Annotated in this window: 14 protein-coding genes; 8 read left to right on the top strand and 6 right to left on the bottom strand. The window is 67.7% G+C overall.

Annotated features, from left to right (window positions below; translation table 11 throughout):
- Positions 1 to 91: 91 nt before the first annotated feature.
- On the top strand, positions 92 to 2,101 hold the full coding sequence (locus ACFVVI_RS17115) for an arabinofuranosyltransferase (RefSeq protein ID WP_387445960.1): 2,010 nt from the start codon (positions 92 to 94) through the stop codon (positions 2,099 to 2,101).
- A 55-nt stretch (positions 2,102 to 2,156) separates the two neighbouring features.
- Here ACFVVI_RS17115 and ACFVVI_RS17120 read toward each other — a convergent pair whose 3' ends face one another.
- On the bottom strand, positions 2,157 to 2,786 hold the full coding sequence (locus ACFVVI_RS17120; RefSeq protein WP_378989509.1) for a TIGR03086 family metal-binding protein: 630 nt from the start codon (positions 2,784 to 2,786) through the stop codon (positions 2,157 to 2,159).
- Positions 2,787 to 2,869: 83 nt separating this feature from the next.
- Between ACFVVI_RS17120 and ACFVVI_RS17125 the strand changes: the two genes are divergently transcribed.
- The 5 genes from ACFVVI_RS17125 (at position 2,870) to ACFVVI_RS17145 (ending at position 9,090) form a co-directional block, all read left to right on the top strand.
- Positions 2,870 to 3,832 carry a helix-turn-helix transcriptional regulator gene (locus ACFVVI_RS17125; RefSeq protein ID WP_387445961.1) on the top strand — a complete coding sequence of 321 codons (963 nt, stop codon included), beginning with the start codon at positions 2,870 to 2,872 and terminating at the stop codon, positions 3,830 to 3,832.
- 176 nt (positions 3,833 to 4,008) lie between these two features.
- A complete protein-coding gene (locus ACFVVI_RS17130) occupies positions 4,009 to 4,551 on the top strand; it encodes a hypothetical protein (protein ID WP_378989507.1) in 543 nt (180 codons plus the stop codon).
- A gap of 215 nt (positions 4,552 to 4,766) precedes the next feature.
- On the top strand, positions 4,767 to 5,279 hold the full coding sequence (locus ACFVVI_RS17135) for a hypothetical protein (protein ID WP_387445962.1): 513 nt from the start codon (positions 4,767 to 4,769) through the stop codon (positions 5,277 to 5,279).
- Between the two features lie 82 nt (positions 5,280 to 5,361).
- Positions 5,362 to 8,766 carry an arabinosyltransferase domain-containing protein gene (locus tag ACFVVI_RS17140; protein WP_387445963.1) on the top strand — a complete coding sequence of 1,135 codons (3,405 nt, stop codon included), beginning with the start codon at positions 5,362 to 5,364 and terminating at the stop codon, positions 8,764 to 8,766.
- A 162-nt stretch (positions 8,767 to 8,928) separates the two neighbouring features.
- Positions 8,929 to 9,090: a hypothetical protein gene (locus ACFVVI_RS17145; RefSeq protein WP_156677619.1), complete on the top strand. Its 162-nt coding sequence runs from the start codon at positions 8,929 to 8,931 to the stop codon at positions 9,088 to 9,090.
- A 73-nt stretch (positions 9,091 to 9,163) separates the two neighbouring features.
- Here the strand turns inward: ACFVVI_RS17145 and ACFVVI_RS17150 are convergent, their stop codons facing one another.
- The gene (locus ACFVVI_RS17150) at positions 9,164 to 12,496 is read right to left on the bottom strand and encodes an arabinosyltransferase domain-containing protein (RefSeq protein ID WP_387445964.1); all 3,333 of its coding nucleotides are present in this window, start codon (positions 12,494 to 12,496) and stop codon (positions 9,164 to 9,166) included.
- Positions 12,497 to 12,574: 78 nt separating this feature from the next.
- Between ACFVVI_RS17150 and ACFVVI_RS17155 the strand changes: the two genes are divergently transcribed.
- Entirely contained in the window at positions 12,575 to 13,072 is a 498-nt protein-coding gene (locus ACFVVI_RS17155; protein ID WP_378638030.1) for a peptidylprolyl isomerase, read from the top strand.
- Between the two features lie 170 nt (positions 13,073 to 13,242).
- On the top strand, positions 13,243 to 13,776 hold the full coding sequence (locus ACFVVI_RS17160) for a hypothetical protein (RefSeq protein WP_378989501.1): 534 nt from the start codon (positions 13,243 to 13,245) through the stop codon (positions 13,774 to 13,776).
- Positions 13,777 to 13,990: 214 nt separating this feature from the next.
- Here ACFVVI_RS17160 and ACFVVI_RS17165 read toward each other — a convergent pair whose 3' ends face one another.
- From ACFVVI_RS17165 to ACFVVI_RS17180, 4 genes are all read right to left on the bottom strand, one after another.
- Positions 13,991 to 15,535: an acyl-CoA carboxylase subunit beta gene (locus ACFVVI_RS17165; protein ID WP_378638019.1), complete on the bottom strand. Its 1,545-nt coding sequence runs from the start codon at positions 15,533 to 15,535 to the stop codon at positions 13,991 to 13,993.
- A gap of 4 nt (positions 15,536 to 15,539) precedes the next feature.
- Positions 15,540 to 20,762 carry a polyketide synthase Pks13 gene (gene pks13, locus ACFVVI_RS17170; RefSeq protein ID WP_387445965.1) on the bottom strand — a complete coding sequence of 1,741 codons (5,223 nt, stop codon included), beginning with the start codon at positions 20,760 to 20,762 and terminating at the stop codon, positions 15,540 to 15,542.
- A gap of 99 nt (positions 20,763 to 20,861) precedes the next feature.
- Positions 20,862 to 22,772, bottom strand: a complete 1,911-nt coding sequence (gene fadD32 / locus ACFVVI_RS17175; protein ID WP_378989499.1) for a long-chain-fatty-acid--AMP ligase FadD32 — start codon at positions 22,770 to 22,772, stop codon at positions 20,862 to 20,864.
- 181 nt (positions 22,773 to 22,953) lie between these two features.
- The gene (locus ACFVVI_RS17180; RefSeq protein ID WP_378638012.1) at positions 22,954 to 23,973 is read right to left on the bottom strand and encodes an LLM class F420-dependent oxidoreductase; all 1,020 of its coding nucleotides are present in this window, start codon (positions 23,971 to 23,973) and stop codon (positions 22,954 to 22,956) included.
- Positions 23,974 to 23,987 lie beyond the last annotated feature (14 nt).

Consider the following 23,987-nt stretch of genomic DNA (forward strand, 5'->3'; position numbering starts at 1 on the left):
TCATCCCCGGATGGTGCGGCAGTTCTGCTTTTCGGCTCCACTAGGCTGGCCCGGACCGTTGAGCACAGTGGAGCCGGAGGATTGCGCGCCGATGACGACCAATGACGAGGTGCGGGCGGGGCGCAAGATCTGGAGCGGGGTCGGCGAGGGGGCTGCCGCCGCGGGTGTAGCGCTGGTGGTCGCCGTGGTGGGGCTGTTCGCGTTCTCGGCGGTGCAGTGGCCCGCGTTCAACTCCTCCAATGTGACTCGTGCGCTGACCACGGTGGGACAGGTCGTCGCGGTCGCGCTGCTGGTGGTCTCGGTGCTGCTGATCCGGCTGCGCAAGTGGCCGGTGGTGGCGAAACTGCTGTCCTGGGTGGGCATCTCGAGCTTTGTCACGGTCACGCTGGGGATGCCGCTGGCCGCGACGAAGCTGTACCTGTTCGGTGTCTCGGTGGATCAGGAATTCCGGACCGAGTACCTGACCCGGCTCACCGACAGTGCCGCGCTGCGCGATATGACGTATGTGGATCTGCCGCCGTTCTATCCGGCCGGGTGGTTCTGGATCGGCGGGCGCGTGGGCAACGTGCTCGGGATGGACGGCTGGGAAGTGTTCAAGCCGTACGCGATCGGGCTGCTCGCCATCGCCGCCGCGGTGGCGCTGGTGTTGTGGATGCAGTTGGTGCGGGCCGACATGGCGGTGGGCGCGGCCGCCGCGGTCACGGCGATGACGTTGGCGTACGCCTCGCCCGAGGCTTATGGCGCGGTGCTCGTGGTATTCGTTCCGCCGGTGCTGGTGCTGGCGTGGGGTGCGCTGCATCGGCGGTCCGGTGGGTGGGGCGCGGTGCTCGGTACGGGACTGTTCCTCGGGGTGGCGGCGTGTTTCTACACGTTGTACCTGGCGATCGCGGCGTTCACCGTGGTGATCATGGCGGTGGTGGCGGCCGGGTTCGCGGTCTACGCACAGCGGGCAGCCGGGCGGCGGGCAAGCCGGCTGGGCGGCGCGCGAGCGGGCGCGGCTGCTGACGCCGGTACCCCCGGCGTTTCCCCGGCCACGGGCGGAACTGTCCCGCTGAGCGCTCCGCCCGCCTGGCGCGCCGCGATCGCGCCGCTGACCAGGCTGGCGGCAATCGGCGGCATCGCCATCGTGCTCGCCCTGGTCGTGTGGACGCCGTATCTGCTGAAGATGGCGTCCGGTGCGAAACTTCCCTCCGGCAGCGCTTTCCACTATCTGCCGGAGTCCGGCGCACAGCTGGCGTTCCCGATGCTGGAGTTCTCCCTGCGGGGAGCCCTGTGCATGATCGGCGTGCTGTGGCTCGTAGTTCGCGCCGGATCATCTAGGCGCGCACAGGCACTGGGCCTCGGCGTCGTATCGATCTATCTGTGGACCCTGCTCTCGATGATGGCGACCGCGGCAGGCACGACCCTGCTGTCCTTCCGGCTGGAGCCGGTCCTGCTCGCGTTGCTCGCCGCCGCGGGCGTTTTCGGCTTCGTCGAAGGCGCGACCGCCCTCTACCAGGCGGTGAACGAGCCCGCCCCGATGCGCACCGCGGCTGCCGCGATCGCCGTCCTCGGCGCCATCGCCTTCGCCCAGACGATCCCCACCGTGCTGACCCACGAGATCGACACCGCTTACACCGACACCGACGGCAACGGCGAACGAGCCGACCAGCGCAAACCCTCCGCCGTCTCGCACTACCGCGAGATCGATGCGGCCATCCTGGCGCAAACCGGCCGTCCCCGAGACGAATCCGTCGTCCTCACCGCGGACACCACTTTCCTGGCCTTCTACCCCTACTGGGGCTTCCAGGCCCTCACCTCCCACTACGCGAACCCCCTGTCGGACTTCAAGGCTCGCGCCGCCACCATCGCCGACTGGAGCAAGCTCCCCGACTCCCCTGCCCTCGTCGAAGCCCTCGCGAAGTCCCCGTGGCGCGCCCCCGACGCCTTCCTCTTCCGCAACGACGGCGACAACTACACCCTGCGCCTGGCCGAAGACGTCTACCCCAACGACCCGAACGTCAAGCGCTACACAGTCTCTTTCCCCAAGTCTCTCTTCACCGACCCCGCCTTCACCGCCACCGAAATCGGCCCCTTCACCCTGATCACCGTGCGCCGCTGATACTCGACGACCACTGTGGCGAGGCCATGTCCTCGACCGGTGGCCGAACCCCGGCTCACACAGCGGCGCGGCCGAGGTAGTGCAGGAGTTCGGCGGTGGGCGTGGTGGCCGCTGTTTCGACAACGGCGGCGTAGGCGCCCCACTGGCGCAGGGGTTCGATGATTTCGGCGTCGGTGCCTGAACCGGGGGCCGGGTGAATGGTGCGGGCGGCGGTCAGAAGATGGGCGGAGAGGTCGTCGGTGAGGGGCGACGGCTGACCGGTGGCGATCGCGATGTCCCAGGCGTGGACCGCGGCGTCGAGAGCGGCGAGGGTGGCCGCGACGGGGGTCGGGAGGTCGCCGTGCGGGAGTGGCGTGGGGACAGTGGTGGTTTCGTCGGCGACCGTGGCCCACGCCGCGGCGGTCTGGTCGACGGCTTCGCGGACCAGGGCGGCGGCGGAACCGTCGATCTCGCCGGAGGGGTCGAAGGGGTTGTAGGACGGGCCGGGGCCGACTCCCAGTGCAGCGGCGTAGGCGAGTTGGTCGCCCGCGGCGTGCTGGATGACCTGGGTGACGGTCCAGTCCGAGCAGGGGGTGGGCAGGTTCCACTGGTCGTCGGCGATCCCGGCCACGACGTCGCCGAGGGCCCGGTAGGAGGTGGCGACCACGTCGCGCCAGACGGTTTCGAGGGCTGCGGTGCTGTTCATGATGGTGCCTTTCGTTTCGGTGATGACTCCAGCCTAGAAACCTATTAGGCTCGTTTCTTTCCTAATTTTCGACGAGGTGGAAAATGGCTGCGACAACCCCGCGCGTCCTGCGTCTGCTCGCCCTGCTGCAGGACCGCGCCTACACCGGGCGCGAGCTCGCCGACCGCCTCGAGATCACCGAACGCACCGTGCGCAACGACATTTCACGGCTGCGCGAACTCGGCTATCCCGTCCACGCCGAACGGGGCGCGATCGGCGGCTACCGCCTCGGCCGCGGCGCGACCATGCCGCCGCTGCTCCTCGACGACGAGGAAGCGGTGGCGGTCGCGCTGTCCATCGCCGTGGCCCACGACGGCTCGCTCGCCGTCTCCGACATCGGCGACCAGCTCACCAGAGCACTGCGCAAGATCGAACAGATCCTCCCGAAACGCTTGCAGCGCAAGGTCTCCGCGTTGCGCGACGCCACCGAGATCGGCCCCGCCACCACCGGTTCCCGCGAACCGGACGCACCGGTCGCCGCGGGGATCCTCACCACCCTCGCCGACGCGGTCCGCCGCACGACCGCTGTCACCGTCGAAACCTCCGACGGTGCAACGGAACTCGAGCCCTACCGGCTGATCAACTGGCAACGTCGCTGGTACCTGGTCGCCTACAGCATGCGCACCCACGACTGGACGGCACTGCCCGCCGCCGGGATCACCCGGGCCGAGGCGGGCACCCGCGTGTTCGCCCCGCGCTCCCTCCCACACGACGACCTGGTCGCCTTCGTCATGCGTCATATCGCCTCCACCGGCTGGCGCGTCCACGCCCGCGTCACCGTCCTCGAATCCGCGGAGACCGTGATCGCCAGGATCAACCCGGCGGTCGGCGTGGTCGAGCCGATCGACGAGCACAGTTGCGTGCTGCTCACCGGCGCCGACGCGATGGAGACGATCGCGATCTACCTCAGCATGTTGATGATGGATTTCCGCGTCGACGGCCCGCCCGAGCTGGTCGCGCACCTGCGCACCCTGGCCCGCCGCTACACCGAATCGGTCGCCGGGTAGCCGCCGCAGATCGTGCCCCTTCCGTGCCGGAAGCAGGTGTTCATCCCGCTCGACGGCACTACACTGACTGGTGCGGCACGGTCGTCGCCGGCGGATTCGAACTCTCCCGGCGGCTGGCGTAGAAACCAGATCCTGCACGTCACGGGTCCCGGCGACCCGCTATCGGAGGAGGACGTATGTCCGATCCGTTGCACACGAGGGTGTGCCTCACCGGCTTGAACTGTTCCTGCCCGAGCATCAGCGTTTTCCTGGTGCCGGAACCGCTGGTTCTCGGCGGTCAGATGATGCACCTGCTCGAACAGGCGCCCCTCGCCGGGCGAATACCGCAACCCACCCCGGACGCCGAGCTGATCGACTTGATCCAGGCCGTGCGCACGCCGCTGGACACCCGGGGGCTGGCACGCGCGCAGCAAGTCGCGTTCTCCGGTCCGCGCCACGATCCGCCGGTCGCGCGCGAGGTGCTGCACGACCATCTCATCGAGGAACCCGCCCCATGGGGGCTGGATGTGGACGATCCCGCGGAACTGACCCGGCTGGCGATGCTGCCCGAGTGGCGCATCGGAGTGCGCCGCATCGATGATTTCCAGGCGCATTCGGTCCGCCAGGCGATGGAGGCCGTCTACCGGTATTTCGCGATCGACCAGCGCATTCCCCTGGTCTATCACGGCTTCGCCGACCCGCGCGAAGGCTGGTTCGCGCTGCGCGCATCGGCGGCGTGAGCTGATCCCCGCGGTGTGACGGCGTCGACCCTGTGTCTATCGACACCCGATAGCTACTGGTGTGCGGAAGCTCGATAGACCACAATATGTCCGGTCAGTGTCAACAAACCGCGCGGTCGGTGTCGCGGGGCGAGTACGCTGCGAAATGTTGGAAGTTCGGCCGACCGAAATCAGGTTTTGGTAGCGCTGATCGGTACGGATGCAGAGGTATAGCTATGACGCTCAACCGACCGGAGCGGATCGATCTTTTGTTGTCACGGCCGCAACGTATCGGCCGTGAACCGGAACCGCGCGAGCAGCTCGACTCGCTCGCCGCGATCGAGCGGGTCGTCATCGACGCCACCATCGCCATGCTCGCGCCCGGCCAGAAATTCGCCCTGCTGTGGTCACTGCAGGTCGGCGAGCAAACCGTCGCCGGCGTGCAGATCAAAGAGCGCGACGGAACGGTCACCAACCTGATGCCGCCCACCGAGGTGCTCGAATACCTCACCGATCACAAGCGCATGTCCTACGACCCGAACATCGGGGCCTGGCTCAGCGCCGAGATCTTCATCGCCGGTCCCACCCGGTACAAGACCAACTACTCCACCGGCTCGGTCGCCGACTGGATGCCCGAGGTCACCGCCGACGACCTGCGCGCCGAATTCGCCGCCTTCCCGCGCCCCGACACCGAGATCCCCGACTGGGCCCGATCCCAACTCGACTGGGCCGACCGCCGCACGGGTTGAGACGTACCTGCGCCGTCGCTGCGGCGGCCCGTTAGGAGCGGCGCCGACCCGCGCACAGGTTCGATGGCTAGCATCAGACCCCGTGCGACCGGACCGATCTGAACGAGCGTTCACCCGATACCGCCTGATCGCCCTCGTCTGTGGGCTGCTCGGGTTCGTGCTTGCCCTGCTCACACCGCTGTTACCGGTGCGCCAGGACCGCGCGAGCCTGGACTGGCCGCAAGCGGGCGCGACCAGCGTCGAGGCACCCCTGGTGTCGTATGTGCCGCAGCGGCTCGACGCCCAGCTGCCGTGCACGATGCTGAGCGGATTGCCGGGTCCCGGGGCGGAGAACCCCACCGCGACCACCCTGCTCACGACGATTCCGGTCGCCTCGGGCAAGGCCGACCGCGGACTGAGCGTCACCGTGCGTGACGGCGTGCTGGGGGTGCAGGCGCGCGATGTGCCGATGCTGTCGGCGCCGATCGCCGAGATCGCCGGGTGTGAGCGGATCAGCATCGTCTCGACCGTCGAGGCCACGACCGTGGAGTTCGTCGGTGCGGCACGTCAGGACGGGACGCCGTTCCGCAACACCGTCACCGTGGACAAGCGCCCGCAGATCGTCGGCGTCTACACCGACCTCGACTCGGCCACTCTCACCGGCGCCCGGCTGCACGCCGATATCGACTCCCGCTTCACCTCGACGCCGACGACGCTGAAACTGGCGACGATGATCGGCGCCGGTGTGTTCACCCTGCTCGCGCTGATCGCGTTGCACCTGCTCGACACCACCGACGGCCGCCGCGCCCGCCGCTTCCTGCCCCGGCACTGGTGGCGGATCACCCCGACCGACGTGGTGGTGGTCGTGACGCTGCTCAGCTGGCATGTGATCGGCGCGAACACCTCCGACGACGGCTACATCCTCAATATGGCGCGCGCGTCGGGCCCGTCGGGCTACATGGCGAACTACTACCGCTGGTTCGGGGTGCCGGAGGCGCCGTTCGGCTGGTCCTACGAACTGCTCGCCTGGATGACGAAGATCTCCGACGCCAGTCCCTGGATGCGCCTGCCCGCGCTCGCCGCCGGATTGGTCTGCTGGGCGGTGATCAGCCGAGAAGTGCTGCCCCGTCTCGGTGCTCGTGTGCGCCGCGACAAGGTGGCGCTGTGGGCGGCGGGCCTGGTGTTCCTCGCCTTCTGGCTTCCGTACGACAACGGCCTTCGCCCCGAACCGCTGATCGCGGCGGGCGCGCTGCTCACCTGGTGCCTCATCGAACGCGCCATCGCCACCGCGCGACTGCTGCCTGCCGCCTTGGCGATCCTCGTCGCCGCGTTCTCGCTGGCGGCGGGCCCGACCGGCCTGATCTGCATCGCCGCCCTGATCGCCGGTACCCGGCCGGTCATGCAGGTCATCATCAAACGCGCGCAGGGTCTGCGCCCGCGTCGGATCGCCGCCGACAGCGAGTTCGACGCCGCCGACGACCAACCGTCGCCCGTCGCCCGCAGTACGGCGAAGACCAACGCCACCAGCCCGGCTCGCACGAACAACTCGGCAAGCCCGGACGAGGCGGATCGGCTCTCGCTGGGCGCCAAGATCTTCCGCTACGCCGCGCTGCTGGCCCCCGGCATCGCGGCGGGCACGCTGGTGCTCATCATCGTTTTCGCCGACCAGACGCTGGCCACCGTCATGGAGGCCACCCGAGTCCGCACCCTCGTCGGACCGAACGTCGCCTGGTTCGACGAACGCACCCGCTGGGACTCGCTGTTCATGCTGTCGCCCGACGGCTCGCTCGCCCGCCGGTTCGGCGTCCTGGTGCTGCTGCTGTGCCTGCTCGTCTGCATCCTGCAGGTGCTGCGCAAGGGCCGCATCCCCGGCACCTCGCGCGGCCCGTCGGTGCGCATCCTCGGCATCGTCTTCGCCGCGCTCCTGCTGATGATGTGGACGCCCACCAAGTGGACCCACCACTTCGGCGTCTACGCGGGCCTGGCGGGTTCGCTGGCGGCACTGGCCGCGGTTGCGGTGGGCACCAACGGAATCAAGGCTCCACGCAATCGAGCGCTGTTCACCGCGGCGGTATTGTTCCTGCTCGCGATGACTTTCACCGGCTCCAACGGCTGGTGGTATGTCTCCAGCTACGGCGTGCCGTTCTGGGACAAGGCGCCGATGGTGGCGGGCAAGGGCGTTTCGACGCTGTTCCTCGGTCTCAGCATCCTCGCGCTGCTGGTCGCCCTGTACTTCCACCTGCGCGCCCCGTACCGGACACCGAGCGACACCGGGCGTTTCGACCGCTTCGCGACCATGCCGCTCACCATCGCGGCCGCCCTGCTGGTGCTGTTCGAGGTGGCGTCGATGGCCAAGGGCGCCATCACCCAGTACCCCGCGTACTCCATCGCGAAGTCGAATCTCAATTCGCTGCAAGGCAATACGTGTGGCCTGGCCAATGACGTTCTGGTGGAATCGAATACGGCCGATTCCCTGCTCACCCCCTATACCGGCGCCCCCGCCGACGGACTGAACGCCGAATCCACCGGCTTCACCCCGGACGGCGTGGCCGACGACCTCACCGCCGATGCCGACGAGACCGTGGTCGGCGGCGCCAACTCGGTCGACACCGATTCCGCCAACAAGACCACCAAGACCACCGGCGCGGGCACCGGCGGCGGCACCAGCGCCGAACCCGGCATCAACGGCAGCACCGTCGCCCTGCCGTTCGGCCTCGACCCCGCCCGCACTCCGGTCCTCGGCTCCTTCCAGGACGGCGTGCAGCAGCAGGCGAAGCTGACCTCACAGTGGTATCGCGTCGACCTCGGCGACAGCGTGCGCGACGATCCCGCGTATCAGGCCCTCGTGGTCACCGCGGCCGGGCGGATCCGCTACGTCGACACCGACGGCGTCGTGCACTACGGCCAGGAGTTGCGTCTGGAATACGGCACCCGCGCCGCCGACGGTTCCGTCGAGGTGACGGGCTCGGTCGCGCCGATGGACATCGGCCCGGCCCCGTCGTGGCGCAACCTGCGTGTGCCGATCGATCAGCTGCCCGCAGGCGTGAACGCGGTGCGCCTGGTCGCCGCCGACAACGACATCACCGGCAAGCAGTGGCTCGCGGTGACGCCGCCGCGGCTGCCGAAACTGGCCACCCTGGACTCGGTGGTCGGCCGGACCGCGCCGGTGCTGCTCGACTGGCACGTCGGCCTCGCGTTCCCCTGTCAGCGCCCGTTCGAGCATCACGACGGCGTCGCGGAGGCTCCGCAGTGGCGGATTCTGCCCGACCGGGTCGGCTCGGACGCGTCCAACGCCTGGCAGGACGACATCGGCGGCGGCCCGCTCGGGTGGACAAATCTGCTCCTGAAGGCCGAGACTGTGCCCACCTATCTCGACCACGATCTCGGCCGGGACTGGGGCTCGCTCGAGCGGTTCACGCCCTATCAGCCGGCACCGCCCGCGAAGATCGGGGTGACTGTGATCGATCAGACAGGACGAGCGAAAGAACCGGCAATTCGGGCGCAGTAGAACGGCGTAGAGACTATGGCAGCGCAAGGGCAGTGACCGGGCACTTGCCCATGTCACTTACGAAACCCTCAGTGTCCGTTAGGGTTTCGGTTTGATGAAACACCTGTAAATGACAGCGTAAAGGTCCTGTGCCTGCACGTTTGAGCACGTACCCTGGTGGGTATGACAGGAGCCTTCGATGACATGGATCTACGAGATCTCGTCGAGTTGCTCAGCAACGACGAGAAGCAAGAACTACGACCGGCCGTAATGCGGGTACTGGAAAGACTGCCTTCACAAGAGGTATTACGCCGCGACCTGAACCGTCGCATGCTCAACGTCTGACTCCTGTCCCCCATCCAACCGAAAAGGCGCGGACCACATAACGTGATCCGCGCCTTTTACTGTTCGTCCGAGGTCAGAACACCCGCAGCGGTCCCGGGCTCCACAGCCCGTTGCGCGCCGCCGTGCCGGTCTCGAGCTGCGCGGGCGTGGCCTGCGCGTACTGGTCGTAGCGTTCCAGCGAGCCCCAGTCGCGGGCCCAGTCGTCCTTCAGGTAGGTCGGGATGGTGACCCGGGCCGCCAGCATCTGCGTCATGCCGAGCGGACCACCGAACTCCTGCGCCTGCCAGGTGTCGGTCGACGAGATCGCCAGCGGACGGTCCGGCAGGATCCGGTAGTTCGGCACCTCGGCCACGCCGTTCTTGTGCGCGAACGGACGCTGGCACGGGAACTGCAGGCCGACGGCCCAGTCCAGCAGTACCGGCTGGTCACGGCCGATGAACGTGTCCAGAGTCTGCAACTCGGGCACCCGCGGCGGGGTGAACGCCAGCCACTGGTCACCGATCAGGATCGGGTCGTTCACCATCACGCGCACCGCGTTCACCTCGGCCGGAAGGTCGGCCAGCGGCACGCGCAGGTTGCGCCACGACGGGGCGGGACCGATATCGCGCGGCTGGTAGGCGCCGAGCGTGGTGACGCTGCCGTCGGGGTTGCGGGTGCCGTATTCGACGAACAGCGCCTGACCGTACTTGTCGGAGCCGGAGTCGTCCTTGGAGGCGATGCGACCGGCCGCGCTGATCACGACCAGCGGCGAGTCGTCCGAGCGGGCGGGCAGGCCGTACCAGGCCGATTCCAGGTGGGCGGGCTGCTGCATGCCCTCCTGGTAGGAGCCGAGAATCGGGGTCTGCGCGGGGTCGAGGCCGAACGGCAGCGCCACGGTGGAACCGTTGACGCCGAGTGCGCCCTCACCACCGCCGGTGCCCGCGCTCTCGCCTTCGGCGAAGGCCGCGCCGACCGACTGGTTGCTGGTGTTGCCGGTGCCCGGCTTCACCTCGACCGCGTCGGCGGACAGGTCGCTCGGCACGCCGTTGGGTGTGAACCCGACCGAGCCGGTGCCCGCGAGGGGATCGTTGGGGTCGGTGAACGGACGGGCCGGGTCGACGATGGGGTCGAGCCTGCCGCCGTTCGGGTCGGATTCGACCAGCACGTCGTTGGCCAGGCCACACGAGTTGTCGCTCAGCGCGTCGATGTTGGAGCGGCCGAGCGAGTAGCCGGGGTACTGCTGCGTCGCGCCCTTGACCAGCGAGAGCACTTCGAACAGCACCATCAGGCCGACCACGACGGTCAGCGGAATAGCCGCGAACTTGCGGATCCTGTTGCCGCGCTTGGTTTTCACCGACGGCACCGGCTTCACATAGTCCTCGCGCAGCGCGTACCAGCCGACCAGGGCCAAGGCCACGCCGAACAGGACGAGCATCACCGTGTTCGAGTGGACGCCGCGCAGCGAGATGGTCTTGTCGAACCACGGCACGCCGTAGCTGGACACGTACCAGTAGCCGTTGATGCCCGAGAACGACAGCGCCAGCACGAACAGCAAACCGGCCAGGAAGATCGCCCGGTTCTTGCGGGAGCGCAGCGCGCTCTGCGACACCGCCACCGCCGTCACCGCCGCGAGCCCACCCGCGATGCCCGCGTAGGCGCCGAAGTGGTGGGTCCACTTGGTGGGGTTGAACATCATGAAGAAGATCGTGCCGAAGACGATCCCCATCAGCCGCCACGTCGGACCCGACGCGATCCCCGGCACCTGACGGCGGCGCAGCAGCACCAGCAGCGTCGTGAACAGGCACAGCAGCATCACCAGGAAGGCGAACCGGCGGGCCAGCGAGCCGTCGACGGTCTCGACGAACATGTAGTAGTAGCGCAGGTAGTCCTCGTACCAGGCCAGGTTCGGGCCGGTGGCCTGACGGACCCGGTTGGCTTCCTGGATGCCGGCGAAGGTCTGGTCGCCGTAGACCACGGTGAGCACGAGCACGCCCGCCGAGGCGATCGGAGCCAGCAGCGGCAGCGTGCCGAACTGGCGATGACGGCGCACGATGATCCGCACCAGCGGCCGGATACCGGCCAGCAGCGCGGCCACACACATCAAACCGGTCGGCGCGGCGGCGAGGGTGAACGCCGCGATCAGCACCGCGATGCCCGCGGGCAGCAGACGGCCGGTGGCGATGGCGCGTTCGATGGACACCCAGGTGAGCAGTGCGCCGAGGGCGACGATGGGCTCCGAGCGCAGGCCGTTGTCGAACGGCAGCCAGAACGCCAGGAACACCAGTCCACCGGTCCACAGCGCCACCTGCGAGCGCTTCACGGCATTGCCCAGGCGCGGCACCACCTCGCGGCTGATCACCATCCAGCACAGGATCGCGCAGATCAGCGCGGGCACGCGCACCCACGGGCTGGCCGTGGAGATCTCCGCGAACACCTGGATGACGTAGTAGTACCAGCCGAACGGGGCCTCGGGGACGCCGTACCAGCGGAAGTAGTTGGCCGTATAGCCCGCGTCGGGGGCCACGCGCACCATCGACAGGATGTAGCCGTCGTCGGAGGTGTTGGCGCCGACGAAATGCCAGACCAGCAGCGTGCCGATCACCGCACCATCGGCCCAGGTCGGCTTCAGCCAGTTGCGCGGCAGGAAGCGGCGGTGCCCACGCCCGTCACTGCCGTCGAGGCGGCCCAGCGCGGCCAGCGCCAGCAGGGTGCACAGCACGGCCGCGATGATCGCGACCAGCTTGATCAGCGACGGGCTCGACGAGAAACGGGTGTCGATCGTCGAGGTGAGCGAAAGACCCTGCGGCACCTCACCCTTCAGATCGGTGAACACGCCCACGATCTGCGGCCGCAGGTCACCGGCGAGTTGCCCCTGCACGGGCACCTGCACGGTTTCCACCGCACCGGGCTGACCGGCGATCGGCCGCTCGACCTGCTTGGTCAGTCCCACGAACTCCGCGGTCGTGCGGTCCTGATCGGACGTGATCAGGATCGCCGAGCACCCGTCCATCGCCGACCGGTCCGCCGACGCGACCACCGCATTGCGGTCCACCACGTCGACCGCGGTATCGGAGACGCGCACGAACAGCGCCTCCAAGGCCGCCCGGTCGCCCTGCGGGGGCGCGGTCGCCAGCAGCATCCCGCCCTGCTCGGGCAGCGTCGACACGGCACTACACGGAATCGACACCGTCAGATCGATCGGCACCTGCGACATCAGCGGCGCCTGCACATTGCCGAGCGAACCGTTCTGCGGCCAGTTCAATTGCGCGGTCGTCTGGGTGACCGGCAGAAACGGCGTCGCCACCGCGAACAGGGCGCCGAGAATCCCGGCGACCATCGCGATCCATCGCGCGGTCCGGAAGTCCTTCGCGGAGGCCACCGGTTCGGCAGGAGGCTTGGAGAGAACAGCTGTTGCGGCGTCTGGCACGGTTCGACATGCTATCTGTCCCTCGGTACTTGTGAGGGGTCGCACGCCTCAGCAGTGCACTTCCCTAGACTCGACTCCATGACCAAGGTGAATCTCGAAACCAATTACGGACCGATCGTGCTCGAGTTGGACGACCAGGCCGCGCCGAACACGGTCGCCAACTTCGTGAACTACGTGAACTCGGGCCATTACGCCGGCACCGTGTTCCATCGCGTCATCCCCGGTTTCATGGTGCAGGGCGGCGGCTTCGAACCCGGCCTGAAGCAGAAGCCGACGCAGGCGCCGATCCAGAACGAGGCCACCAACGGCCTGAAGAACGACAAGTACACCGTGGCGATGGCCCGCACCAACGACCCGCACTCGGCCACCGCCCAGTTCTTCATCAACATCTCCGACAACGCCTTCCTCAACCACACCGCCCCCCAGGGCCAGGGCTGGGGCTACGCCGTCTTCGGCAAGGTCACCGACGGCACCGAGGTAGTCGACAAGATCGCCGCCGTCACCACCGGCAGCGCGGGCCCCCACCAGGACGTCCCCGTCGACGACGTCATCATCGAATCCGCTTCTGTCGCCTAGTTCTTCGACGCAGCGTGCCGGGCCGCCACCGAATTCATCGGTGGCGGCCCGTTTTTCGATCGGCTCCCAGAATGCGATTACGGCCGTCGAGTCGTCGCCGATGCGCTCGTGAAGGTGTCGCGGGGCACGGGGTACGGTGTCTCGACTGATCAAAGTTCTTGGGGGAATACGTGAAAGACCTTCTCTACTCGGTGCTGGGCGTAGTGTTCGGCGCCTTTCTCGTTTTCGGCGGAATCGTCACACTCAACAGTGGTGCCGACTGCGACGGCAAGGCCATGTCGGCGGGCCAGACCTGCGTGACGACCAGTAAGGGCTCGTCGGTGGAGCGTGACGCCGGCGAGCAAGAAGCCCAGAACAAACGCACCGGGTGGATGCTGATCGGCGGCGGCGCCGTGATGAGCATCGGCTCCGCGTTCTGGCTGCGGAGCAATCTCCGGTCGCGCCGGGCCCGCCGCGCCGCTACCGCACCCCAGGGCTACCCGCCCGTCGGCGGGCCGCCGCCCGCCCCCAACGGGCTGCCACAGGCGCAGGGCCACTGGCCACAGGGCGCACCCGCTCCGTACGGCGCGCCGCAAGCCCAGGGCCAGTGGCAGCAGGGACCTCCCGGATACGGCGCACCCGCCTACGCGCCGCACCCTCAGAATCAATCGCAGGCACCGCAACCAGGCGCCGGGTACAACCCGCACCCGAACTACCGGCGGTAACGGGTCGCACGCGATCAGACTTGGTCCAGCGAGTTCTCCGACCGCTACATTCTCGATCGGGCGACCGGGTCATACCGGACCGGCGACACGTTCACAGGAGCGGTCGATGCCTCGGCTCCCTTTCCCGCGGATATCGACCTCGGGAAAATGTGATCCGGACTGCGCGAACGGGCCGCCTCGGAGAACTTCCGGGGCGGCCCGTTCGAGGTTCTGGTTACAGCGGCAGGACGTGGTGCTTGCGCGGGTTGCGCTGGATCTTCTTGTCCTGGAGCAGCTTCAGGGCTCGGCGGAGTTCGAGGCGGGTGGTGGCCGGTTCGATGATGGCGTCGATGAAGCCTCGTTCGGCGGCTACCCAGGGGGTGGCTACGTTTTCGTTGTAGAAGTTGATCAGGTTCTGGCGGATGGCGGCGCGCTGGTCCTCGGGGGCGGCGGCGATCTGGGCGGCGCCCAGGAGGCTGACGGCGCCCTCGGCGCCCATCACGGCGATGCGGGCGGTGGGCCAGGCGAGGTTGATGTCGGCGCCGAGCTGCTTGGAGCCCATCACCGCGTAGCCGCCGCCGTAGGACTTGCGGACCACCAGGGTGATCTTGGGGACCGAGGCCTCGACATAGGAGAACAGGAAGCGGCCGCCGCGCTTGATGACGCCGACCTTCTCCTGTTCGACGCCGGGCAGGAAGCCGGGGGTGTCGACGACGAAGATCAGCGGGATCTCGAAGGCGTCGCACAGGCGGACGAAGTGCGAGGCCTTGTCGGAGGCGCGGGCGTCGAGGGCGCCTGCCGCGGCCATCGGCTGGTTGGCGACGACACCGACGGTGCGGCCGTCGATACGGGCGTAACCGGTGATGATGTTCTGGCCGGTGTCGGCGCTGATCTCCTTGAACTCACCGTCGTCGAAGATGCGCAGCAGGATGTCGTACATGTCGTAGCCGGCATTGTCGGAATCCGGCATGAACGTGTTCAGCTCGCGGTCGGAATCGGTGATCTCCGGCTCCAGACCGGGGTTCACCACCGGCGGCAGTTCCTGGCAGCTGCTCGGCATGTAACCCAGGTACTCGCGCACCCAGGTGAAAGCCGCTTCCTCGTCCTTGGCGACGTGGTGGATGTTGCCGTACTGGGCCTGCGTGCGCGCACCGCCGAGCTCCTCGAGGCTCACGTCCTCGCCGGTGACCTCTTTGATGATCTTCGGGCCGGTGACGAACATGTGCGCCGACTCGGTCGCAACCACCACATCGGTGCAGATCGGCTCGTACACCGCGCCACCGGCGCAGTTACCGAGGATCACCGACACCAGCGGAACCATGCCGGACAGCGGCTCGAGATTGGTCGCCATCCAGGCGTACCAGGCCAGCGAGCTGATCGCTTCCTGCACGCGCGCGCCACCGGAATCGTTGATGCCGACCAGCGGGATGCCGACCTTCGACGCGTACTGCATCAGACCGCACAGTTTGCGACCGAACGCCTCACCGACCGAACCGCCGTACACGGTCTGATCATGGGAGAACACCGCCACCGGGCGACCCTCGACCTTGCCGTGGCCCACGACGACGCCGTCGCCGTAGAGGGCGGTCGGGTCGCCGGGCTTGCGCACCAGCGCGCCGATCTCGACGAAGGTGCCGGGATCGAGCAGCTGGTTGATCCGGTCGCGGGCACTGGGAATGCCCTTGTGCGCCCGCTTCGCGATGCCCTTCTCACCAGCGGGCTCTTTGGCGAGCTCGAGCCGCTCGTGTAGATCGGCAAGCTTTTCGGCGGTCGTGCTCACTTACTTATTCTCCCTTAGCGGAAATCGCGGCCAGTTTGGCGGCGAGGTCGGCACCGATCTGGCCGATCCGCGGTTCGTCGACAATCTGCAGGTGGTCGCCGGGGATGCGGACCACTTCGAGGTTCGGAATGTACTCGTCCCAACCACCGTTGGGCTTGCGGTCCGCGAAACGCGGCTCGAGCTGGATCATGCCGTCGTGGTAGCGGTCAGCCAGGTAGAGCACGGCGTCACCGTCGTACCGAGTCGGCTTCGCCTTCGCGAGATGACGGCTCTCGATCCACGAGGTGCGCTGGTGTTCGAGCACACCACCGGGGATTTTCGCACCGGTCAGCTTCACCAGGCTGGCGACGATGTCGTATTGCTCTTCGTCGTTGGCCTGGGCAAGTTCCTGGAGTTGCTCGTCGGGCAATTCGCCCTCGACCCCATAGGTGGTCTTGGCGAACTGCTGGTAGCGCTGGATGCGGCGCACCCGCTCTTCGGGGCTGTTGTCCTCGCCCTCGACCGGAAGAGCCAGGTCGATCAGACCGACAACGCGCACGTCGGCGCCTTCTTCGCGAAGGAGCTGAGCGACCTGCAGCGACAGCACCGCACCGAGCGACCAGCCGTACAGCACGTACGGGCCGTTGCCCTGCAGCTTGCGCAATTCGGGCAGGTACTGGCGAGCGCGTGCTTCGATATCGCCTTCTACCCGCTCGAATCCGTACATCGGGGTGTCCGCGGCGAGTCGCTTCAGCAGCGGCTCGTACACGAGGGTGTTGCCACCCGACGGATGGAACACGAACACCGGCACGGCATCCGAGCCCTCGGCACGCGCCCGCAGCGGACGCACGAAGCCGTCGACGTCGGCGCCACTGTCCTGCAGATTGCGCACGATTTCGGCGAGCTGTTCGATCGACTCGCAATCGAGCACGTCATCGACGGTGACCTCGGCCTTGACCCGCTCGGTGAGACGGGCCGCCATCTTCTCGGCGACGTCCTCCTCGAGGATCGGCAAGGTGTTGTAGACACCACCGGGCGAAGTGCCGGTGACAACCGCCCAGGTGGCGTAGGCCAGGCGCTCAGCCGCGTCACGTGGCGGAACGTTGTCCTCGTCACCGGCGGCGGCATCGGCGAAGTAGTCGATGTCGGCAACCACCGGCTCGGCAGCAGTCTGCTCCGAAGCCGATTCACCCGCAGTCGCTACGTCGGCGGCAGCGACCGGAGCAGCGACATCGGCCGGCGCGGCATCCGAAACCGGTTCGGTAGCAGCAGCTTCCGACGACAGCTCGGCTTCGGCCTTCTTCGCCACCGCCAGCGGATCCTCACCCGCGGCGATCGCGGCCCGAGCCGCCTCGACGAAGTTGGCGTCGACACCCAGCTCGACATCTTCACCGGCGGCCTTGGCGGCAGCCTGCTTCTCCGCCATCGCCGCGACCTCGTCGCGATGCTCGATCGCGTAGCGCAGCACCTTCGACACCTCGTTGAGGCTGGCGTCGCGCACCGCGGAGATCTGCAGCTGCGGGATGTCGAATTCGTATTCGACGCGGTTCTTGATGCGCATGGCCATCAGCGAATCGAGGCCGAGCTCCATCAGCGGGATCTCCATCGGGAGGTCCTCGACGGCGTAACCCATGGATTCGGCGACGATGACGCACAGCCGCTGCTCGATGGTCTCGCCGCTGTCGGCGCTCCAGCGGTCGCCGGTGGCGATGGCGATCTCGGCGGCGGTGGGCTCTGGCACGGCAGCCGGAATCGCGACGGCGGCAACCGGTTCGGGCAGCGCCGCACCGGAGGTGACGACCGCGTCGAACAGCAGGACGAACCCGGTGCCGGACTTGGCGTGCACCTGGACCGACGCGCCACCGAGGTGCGGAGTCAACGTGGTGGTGAGCGTGCCCGCGGTGGGCAGGGCAGCGTGCGGATGGGACACCGAGACCGCGACATCGGAGAGAACCTGGGCGGCAGCGGCTTTCACCAGCGCGGCCAGGTTGCTCACCGAAGTGGCCTGAACCTCCCAGGCGTGACGGCCGTCCGGCATGGCCACGTGCGCGCCGGGCACGCGAGTGTTCCCGCCGCCCGAGGTCATCGAGACCTTGGGCCAGTACTCCTTGCGCACGAACGCCGTTCGCGGCACATCGGCGTAATCACCTTCGGGCAGCAGCGAACTCAGGTTCACGGCGTGGCCGTGTACGTAGAGCTGGGCGAGCGCGCCGATCACACCGGCGGACTCGTCTTCCTTGCGCTTGAGCGTGGGAATGAGCTGCGCGTCGTGCACGCCCGCCGCGAACGTGGTGCCCAGAACCTGCATCAGCGCAACGGAATTGGGCGCCAGTTCGAGGAAGGTGGTGTGCCCGGAGTCGACGGCGGCCTTCACCGCGTTGGTGAACCACACGCTGTGGCGCAGGTTCTTCACCCAGTAGGGCTCGTCGTGGATCGGATCGGAACCGGGCTTGAAGTACAGCCCCTCGTGCACGGTGGAGTACAGACCGGTCTTCAGCGAGGTCGGCTCGATGCCCGCCAGTTCCGCGGCGAGTTCGCCGAGCAGCGGGTCCATCTGGGAGGTGTGGCCCGCGCCGCGGGTCGGCAGGATGCGGGCGAACTTGCCCATCGCCTCGACCTCGGCGACGATCTGCTCGACCTGCTCACGCGGACCGCCGATGACGGTGTTGGTCGGCGCGGCGTACACCGCGCACTCCACGTCGGGGTACTTCGGCAGCAGCAGCGCCACGTCGTGGGCGCTGAGTTCGACCAGTGCCATATTGCGCACTTCGTCGTCGGTGAGCATCTGCTCGCCCTCGCCCATCAGGCGCGAGCGGGCGCAGATCACGCGCACCGCGTCTTCGATCGTCAGGCCACCGGCGATGTAGGAGCCGGCCACCTCGCCCATCGAATGACCGACCACCGCAGCCGGTTCGGCGCCGTGCGCGCGCAACAACGCGGCGAGGCCGAGCTGGATGGTGAAGATGCCGACCTGGCAGGTGCCGACGTCGTAGTCCTGCTCGTCGTCGAGGAACATTTCGCGGATCGAGTAACCCGCTTCGTCCTGCACGAGCTCGTCGACCTCGTCGACGGTCTTGCGGAAGATCGCGTTCTCGCCGTAGAGCTGCTTGGCCATCTTGCGATGCTGGGAACCGAAACCGGAGAACACCCAGATCGGACCGTTGGACGCGGGCGAATCGGCGGTGAACACACCGGCGCCCGGCTTACCCTCGGCGATGGCGCGCAAGCCCGCGACGGCCTCTTCGCGGGTCTTGGCCACCACCACGCCACGTGAACGCTGGTGGCTGCGCTTGGCCAGCGAGCGGGCGACATCGGTCAACGCGACATCGGCGCCCGCGCCTTCCAGCCAGTCGGCCAGCTCGGCGGCGGCACGCTTACGACGCGACGGCAGGTAGGCGGAAACGGCAAGGACCACGGGCAGCGGCTCGTCGCGCTCGCCGTCCCACTCGACGAACGGCGGCACCGGCTCGACCGCGGCCTCGGTGATCGCGACGGCCTCGGCGACCACATCGGTGGTCTCCTCGCCCTCGATCTCCTCGGCGGCGACCTGCTCAGAGGTGACGTCCTCGACGACCGCGGCCGTGGGCACGTACTCCTGGAGCACCATGTGCGCGTTGGTGCCACCGAAACCGAAACCGGAGATGCCGACAGTCGCGACGCCGCTGTAGCGCGGGTACTCGGTGGCCTCGTCGACGACCTTGAGGTTGGCCTGCTCGAACGGGATGTAGGGGCTCGGGCCCGCGTAGTTGATGTTCGGCGGAATCACGTTGTGCTGGAACGACATCAGCACCTTCGCGAGAGCCGGCACGCCCGCGCCGGACTCGAGGTGGCCGAAGTTGGTCTTGGCCGAACCGAGCAGGGCGGGCTTGTCCGCGTCACGGCCGCGACCGATCACCCGGGCCAGCGCCTCGGCTTCGATCGGGTCGCCGATCGGCGTGCCGGTGCCGTGCGCCTCGATGTAGTCGACGGTGTTGGGGACGATGCCCGCATCGCGGTAGGCGGCGCGCAGAACATCGGCCTGCGCGTCGGGGTTGGGCGCGAACAGACCGTTGGAGCGGCCGTCGGAATTCACCGCCGAACCCTTGATGACGCCCAGGATGTTGTCGCCGTCTCGCTCGGCGTCGGCCAGGCGCTTGAGCACGACCATGCCCGCGCCCTCGGAGCGAACCATGCCGTCGGCGTCGGAGGAGAACGCCTTGATGTGCCCGTCCTTGGCGACGGCGCCGTTCTGGTCGAAACCGAGGGTGATGACCGGGGCCAGGATCATGTTCACGCCACCGGCGAGCGCCACCTCGGCCTCACCGCTGCGCAACGCGCGCACGGCCTGGTGCACCGCCACGATGGTCGACGAGCAGGCGGTGTCGACGGTGACCGAAGGGCCACGGAAGTCGTAGAAGTAGGAGACACGGTTGGCGATGATGCCGGTCGAGCCGCCGAGCAACGCGTATCCGCGCGATGAGGCGGGCGCATCGGGATCGGTGTCGCCGAGACCGAGCGAGGCGATCATCTGAAAATCGTTGGTGGACGAGCCGACGAACACGCCGACCTGACCGCCCTTGAGGTCGCTGGCCGGGATGCGCGCGTGCTCGAGCGCCTCCCAGGTGAGCTCCATCATCAACCGCTGCTGCGGGTCGACCTGCTCGACCTCGATCGGCGACATCGCGAAGAACTCGGCGTCGAAGCCCTTGATGACGTCCTGGTCCAGGTAGCCGCCGAGGGTGTTGGCCTGATCGATGGACTTGGCCACCGACGGGTCGGTCAGGAACTCCGACCAGCGACCCTCGGGCAGCTCACGGATCGCGTCACCGCGACCGATGATGAACTCCCAGGTCGACTCGGGCGTGGTGCCCGCACCCGGCAGACGCGTGGACAGACCGACCACGGCGACGTCGTGCGCCTCGGAAGGCGCGAACGCGGCCGTGTACTCCGAGGAATCCTCGGGCTCAGGCTCCGGCTCACCGTTGACGATGATCTCGGCCAGCGACGCGATCGTCGGATGCTGGTAGATCACCGTCGGGGCGAGAGCGACCCCGGTGTGGTCCTCGATGTCACCACCGAGGGCGAGAGCATCGCGCGAAGCGAGCCCGAACTCCTCCATCGGCCGGTCGACGGTGATCGCGTCGACAGACTGCCCGGTCGCGTCGGCGACCCAGCGGCGCAGCCATTCGCGCAGCTCGGCTACCGAGAGAGCGTTCGTCTCGGCAGGGACGTCAGGGTTCGGGGTGGGCGTGCCCTCGTTGTTAGCCATCAATTCCTCAAGCTACCTGTCTGCGTACAGGGCGCGCCGTGGAATGACGCCCGGCCTGCATCGCACACCGGACGTCACCTCCTTTTCGGACGTGCCGAATTACTCTTCCGGTGCATCGGGGAAAGCCTGCTGGGTGTAACCACCGCGCAGCGTTCCCTCGAGGTAGGCGGCCTTGCAGGCGCGCCGGGCGATCTTGCCGCTGGAGGTCCGCGGGATGGAACCCGCGGGGACCAGCAGGATGTCACGAGCGGTCACACCATGACGCATCGAGACCGCGGCACGCACCGCGTCGGCGATCGGGCCGGGATCGGCCTTACCGGCGCCGGGGCCACGTTCGGCCACGACCACCAGCTGCTCGGACGCGTCGTCGACGTCGAACTTCAGGCCGGAATGGCTGTCGGCGGCGAAGACCTCGGCGGGCAGCTGGTTGGCAGGCACCGCGAAGGCCGCGACGAAACCGGGACGCAGCGCCTTGGAGGCCTCCTGTGCGGAGTACTCCAGATCCTGCGGGTAGTGGTTGCGACCGTCGACGATCACCAGGTCCTTCACGCGACCGGTGATGTAGAGCTCACCCTCGAAGTACACGCCGAAGTCGCCGGTGCGCATCCAGTCGGCATCGGGATCGGTGCCGTCGGTGTGCCCACCTTCGATGGGCTCGGTGACCTTGTTGCGGAACGCCTTGGTGGACTCGGCGGGGCGACCCCAGTAACCGATGCCCATGTTGTTGCCGTGCAGCCAGATCTCGCCGACCTGACCGTCGGGCAGCTCGCGACCCTGCGCGGTGTCCGCCGATTCGGGATCGATGATCGCGGCCCACTGCGACAGCCCGACGTAACCACACGACACCTGCGCGATGGCGGTCTCGTCGGACTGGTCGACGCGCACCATGCGGCCCGCGTTGAGCTCGTTGCGGTCGACGTAGACGTACTTGGCCTCGTCCTCGGCGCGAGTGGCCGAGACGAACAACGTGGCCTCCGCCATGCCGTAGCAGGGCTTGATCGCGGTCTTGGGCAGACCGTACGGCGCGAACGCCTCGTTGAACTTCTTCATCGAGGAGACCGTCACCGGCTCGGACCCGTTGATCAGGCCGATCACGTTCGACAGGTCCAGCGACTCTCCTGCCTTGGGCACACCACGCGCGGCGGCGTGCTCGAACGCGAAGTTCGGCGCGGCCGCGAACGTGCCCGCACCGTCGGAGACGGCGGCCAGCTCGTTGATCCAGCGCGAGGGGCGACGCACGAAAGCACTCGGCGACATGATGGTGATGAACTTGCCGCCGACCGCGGGCAGGATCACCGTGAGCAGGCCCATGTCGTGGAACAGCGGGAGCCAGGTGACGCCGCGCGAGTTCTCGTTCATGTTCAGCGAGTTGATCATCTGCAGCAGGTTGGTGCCGACCGCGCGGTGGGTGATCTCCACACCGGCGGGCACCCGGGTGGAACCCGAGGTGTACTGCAGGTAGGCGATGTCGTCGATCGCGGTGTCGGGGCGCACCCAGGAGTCACCGAGGGTGTCCGGGATCGCGTCGACGGCGATGATGCGCGGGCGCTGCGCGGCGGGCAGCGAGCGGAAGAACTGGCGCACACCGGCGGCCGAGGAGGTCGCGGTGAGGATCGCCGAGGGCTCACAGTCACCGAGGACGGCGTGCAGGCGGTCGGTGTGACCCGGCTCGTCGGGATCGAACAGCGGCACCGAGATGGTGCCGGCGTAGATCGCCGCGAAGAAGGAGATCACGTAATCCAGGCCTTGCGGCGCGAGGATCGCGACCCGGTCGCCCGGGTTGGTCACCTGTTGCAGGCGAGCGGCCACCGCGCGCAGCCGTACTCCGAACTCCTGCCAGGTCAGCTCGTGCACCTCGCCGTCGCGTTCCCGCGAATAGTCGATGTAGCGGTACGCGAGCGTATTCGCATCGTTACGGGTGTGCTTCTCGACGTGATCGACCAGGGTCCGACCCTCGGGAATGTTGATATTCCCGGTTGCGTCCAGGTAGTCGTCGAAAGTCTCTTCCATTCCTTCTTCTCCTTGCGAGGACGCGATGACAAGCTCTGCGGCCTCGACTCGCTATATCGCCACCGGCCGTCGAACTCACACGAACGTGCGTCGACAACCTGCGGATTTTCGAGCGGTCTGCGCGGTGACCGCTATCGGCTAGATGTTCTCAAACCAGAGTCATGTTACAGAGAGCCCCCGCTCAGTCCTCCCGCAGCAGCGGAATGACAGGCGCGAATGCGTCCATCTGGGTGGGGAAGATGCCCACATACGACATCGAAGTGAGTTGGCGCACACGCTTGACCTGTTCGGCGATTTCCTCGAACGTGCCGATCGCGATGTAGGGCGAGCTCAGGATTTCCTCGACGGTCAGTTCGACGTCGACTTCGAGGTCGGGATGCAGGCCGCGTTCGATCGCGCGCAGCGCCATCTCGGCGGTCTTCTCCCGGTCGTCGGTGATGACGATGGCGGTGATGGCCCAGTTCAGTTCGATATCGGCGAACCGGTCACCGGCAGCGGCCTTGACGATGTTGACCTTCTCGATCGTCTTCTCGAGGGTAATGCCCGAGAGCAGGCCCTTGCCGTTCTTGGTGGTCTGCGGGACGACCGAGACGATATCGGCGTGCTTGGCCGCCAGCGCCAGCATCTTCGGACCGCCGCCACCGGTACACAGCGGCGGGCGCGGGCCCTGCCGAGGGCGCGGCGTGCCCTTGATGCCGCGCACCTGGTAGTGCTTGCCCTCGAAATTGCACTCCTGGCCGCGCAGCAGCGTGTCCAGGATGGTCAGCGACTCGTCGAGCTTCTCCAGCCGGATGCCGGGACGCTCGAACGCGATGCCCGCGTTGTCGAACTCTTCCTTGATCCAGCCCGCGCCGACGCCGACCTCGAGGCGCCCCTTGGACAGGACGTCGAGGGTGGCCAGCTCCTTGGCGACCACGACCGGATGACGTAAACCATTGGCCAGCACCGAGGTGCCGAGGCGGATCTTGGAGGTGGCCTGCGTGAGTGCGCCCAGCGCGGCGATCGGGCCGATCTGATCGCCCAGGTGATCAGGAACGAAGAAGGTGTCGTAACCCATCTCTTCGGCTTCCTGCGCCGTCTGAACGAACTTGCGCGCGCCACCTTCCTGCTTGTTGCCCTCTCCGGCCGCTCCGAAGCGGAACGGACGCAGCGGCGTACCCAGCGCGGTCAACTCACCGACGGGTGCGGCAGCTTCGGTCATGAACTCTTCGCTCC

The organism is Nocardia sp. NPDC058114 (assembly GCF_042884695.1).
Taxonomy (GTDB): domain Bacteria; phylum Actinomycetota; class Actinomycetes; order Mycobacteriales; family Mycobacteriaceae; genus Nocardia.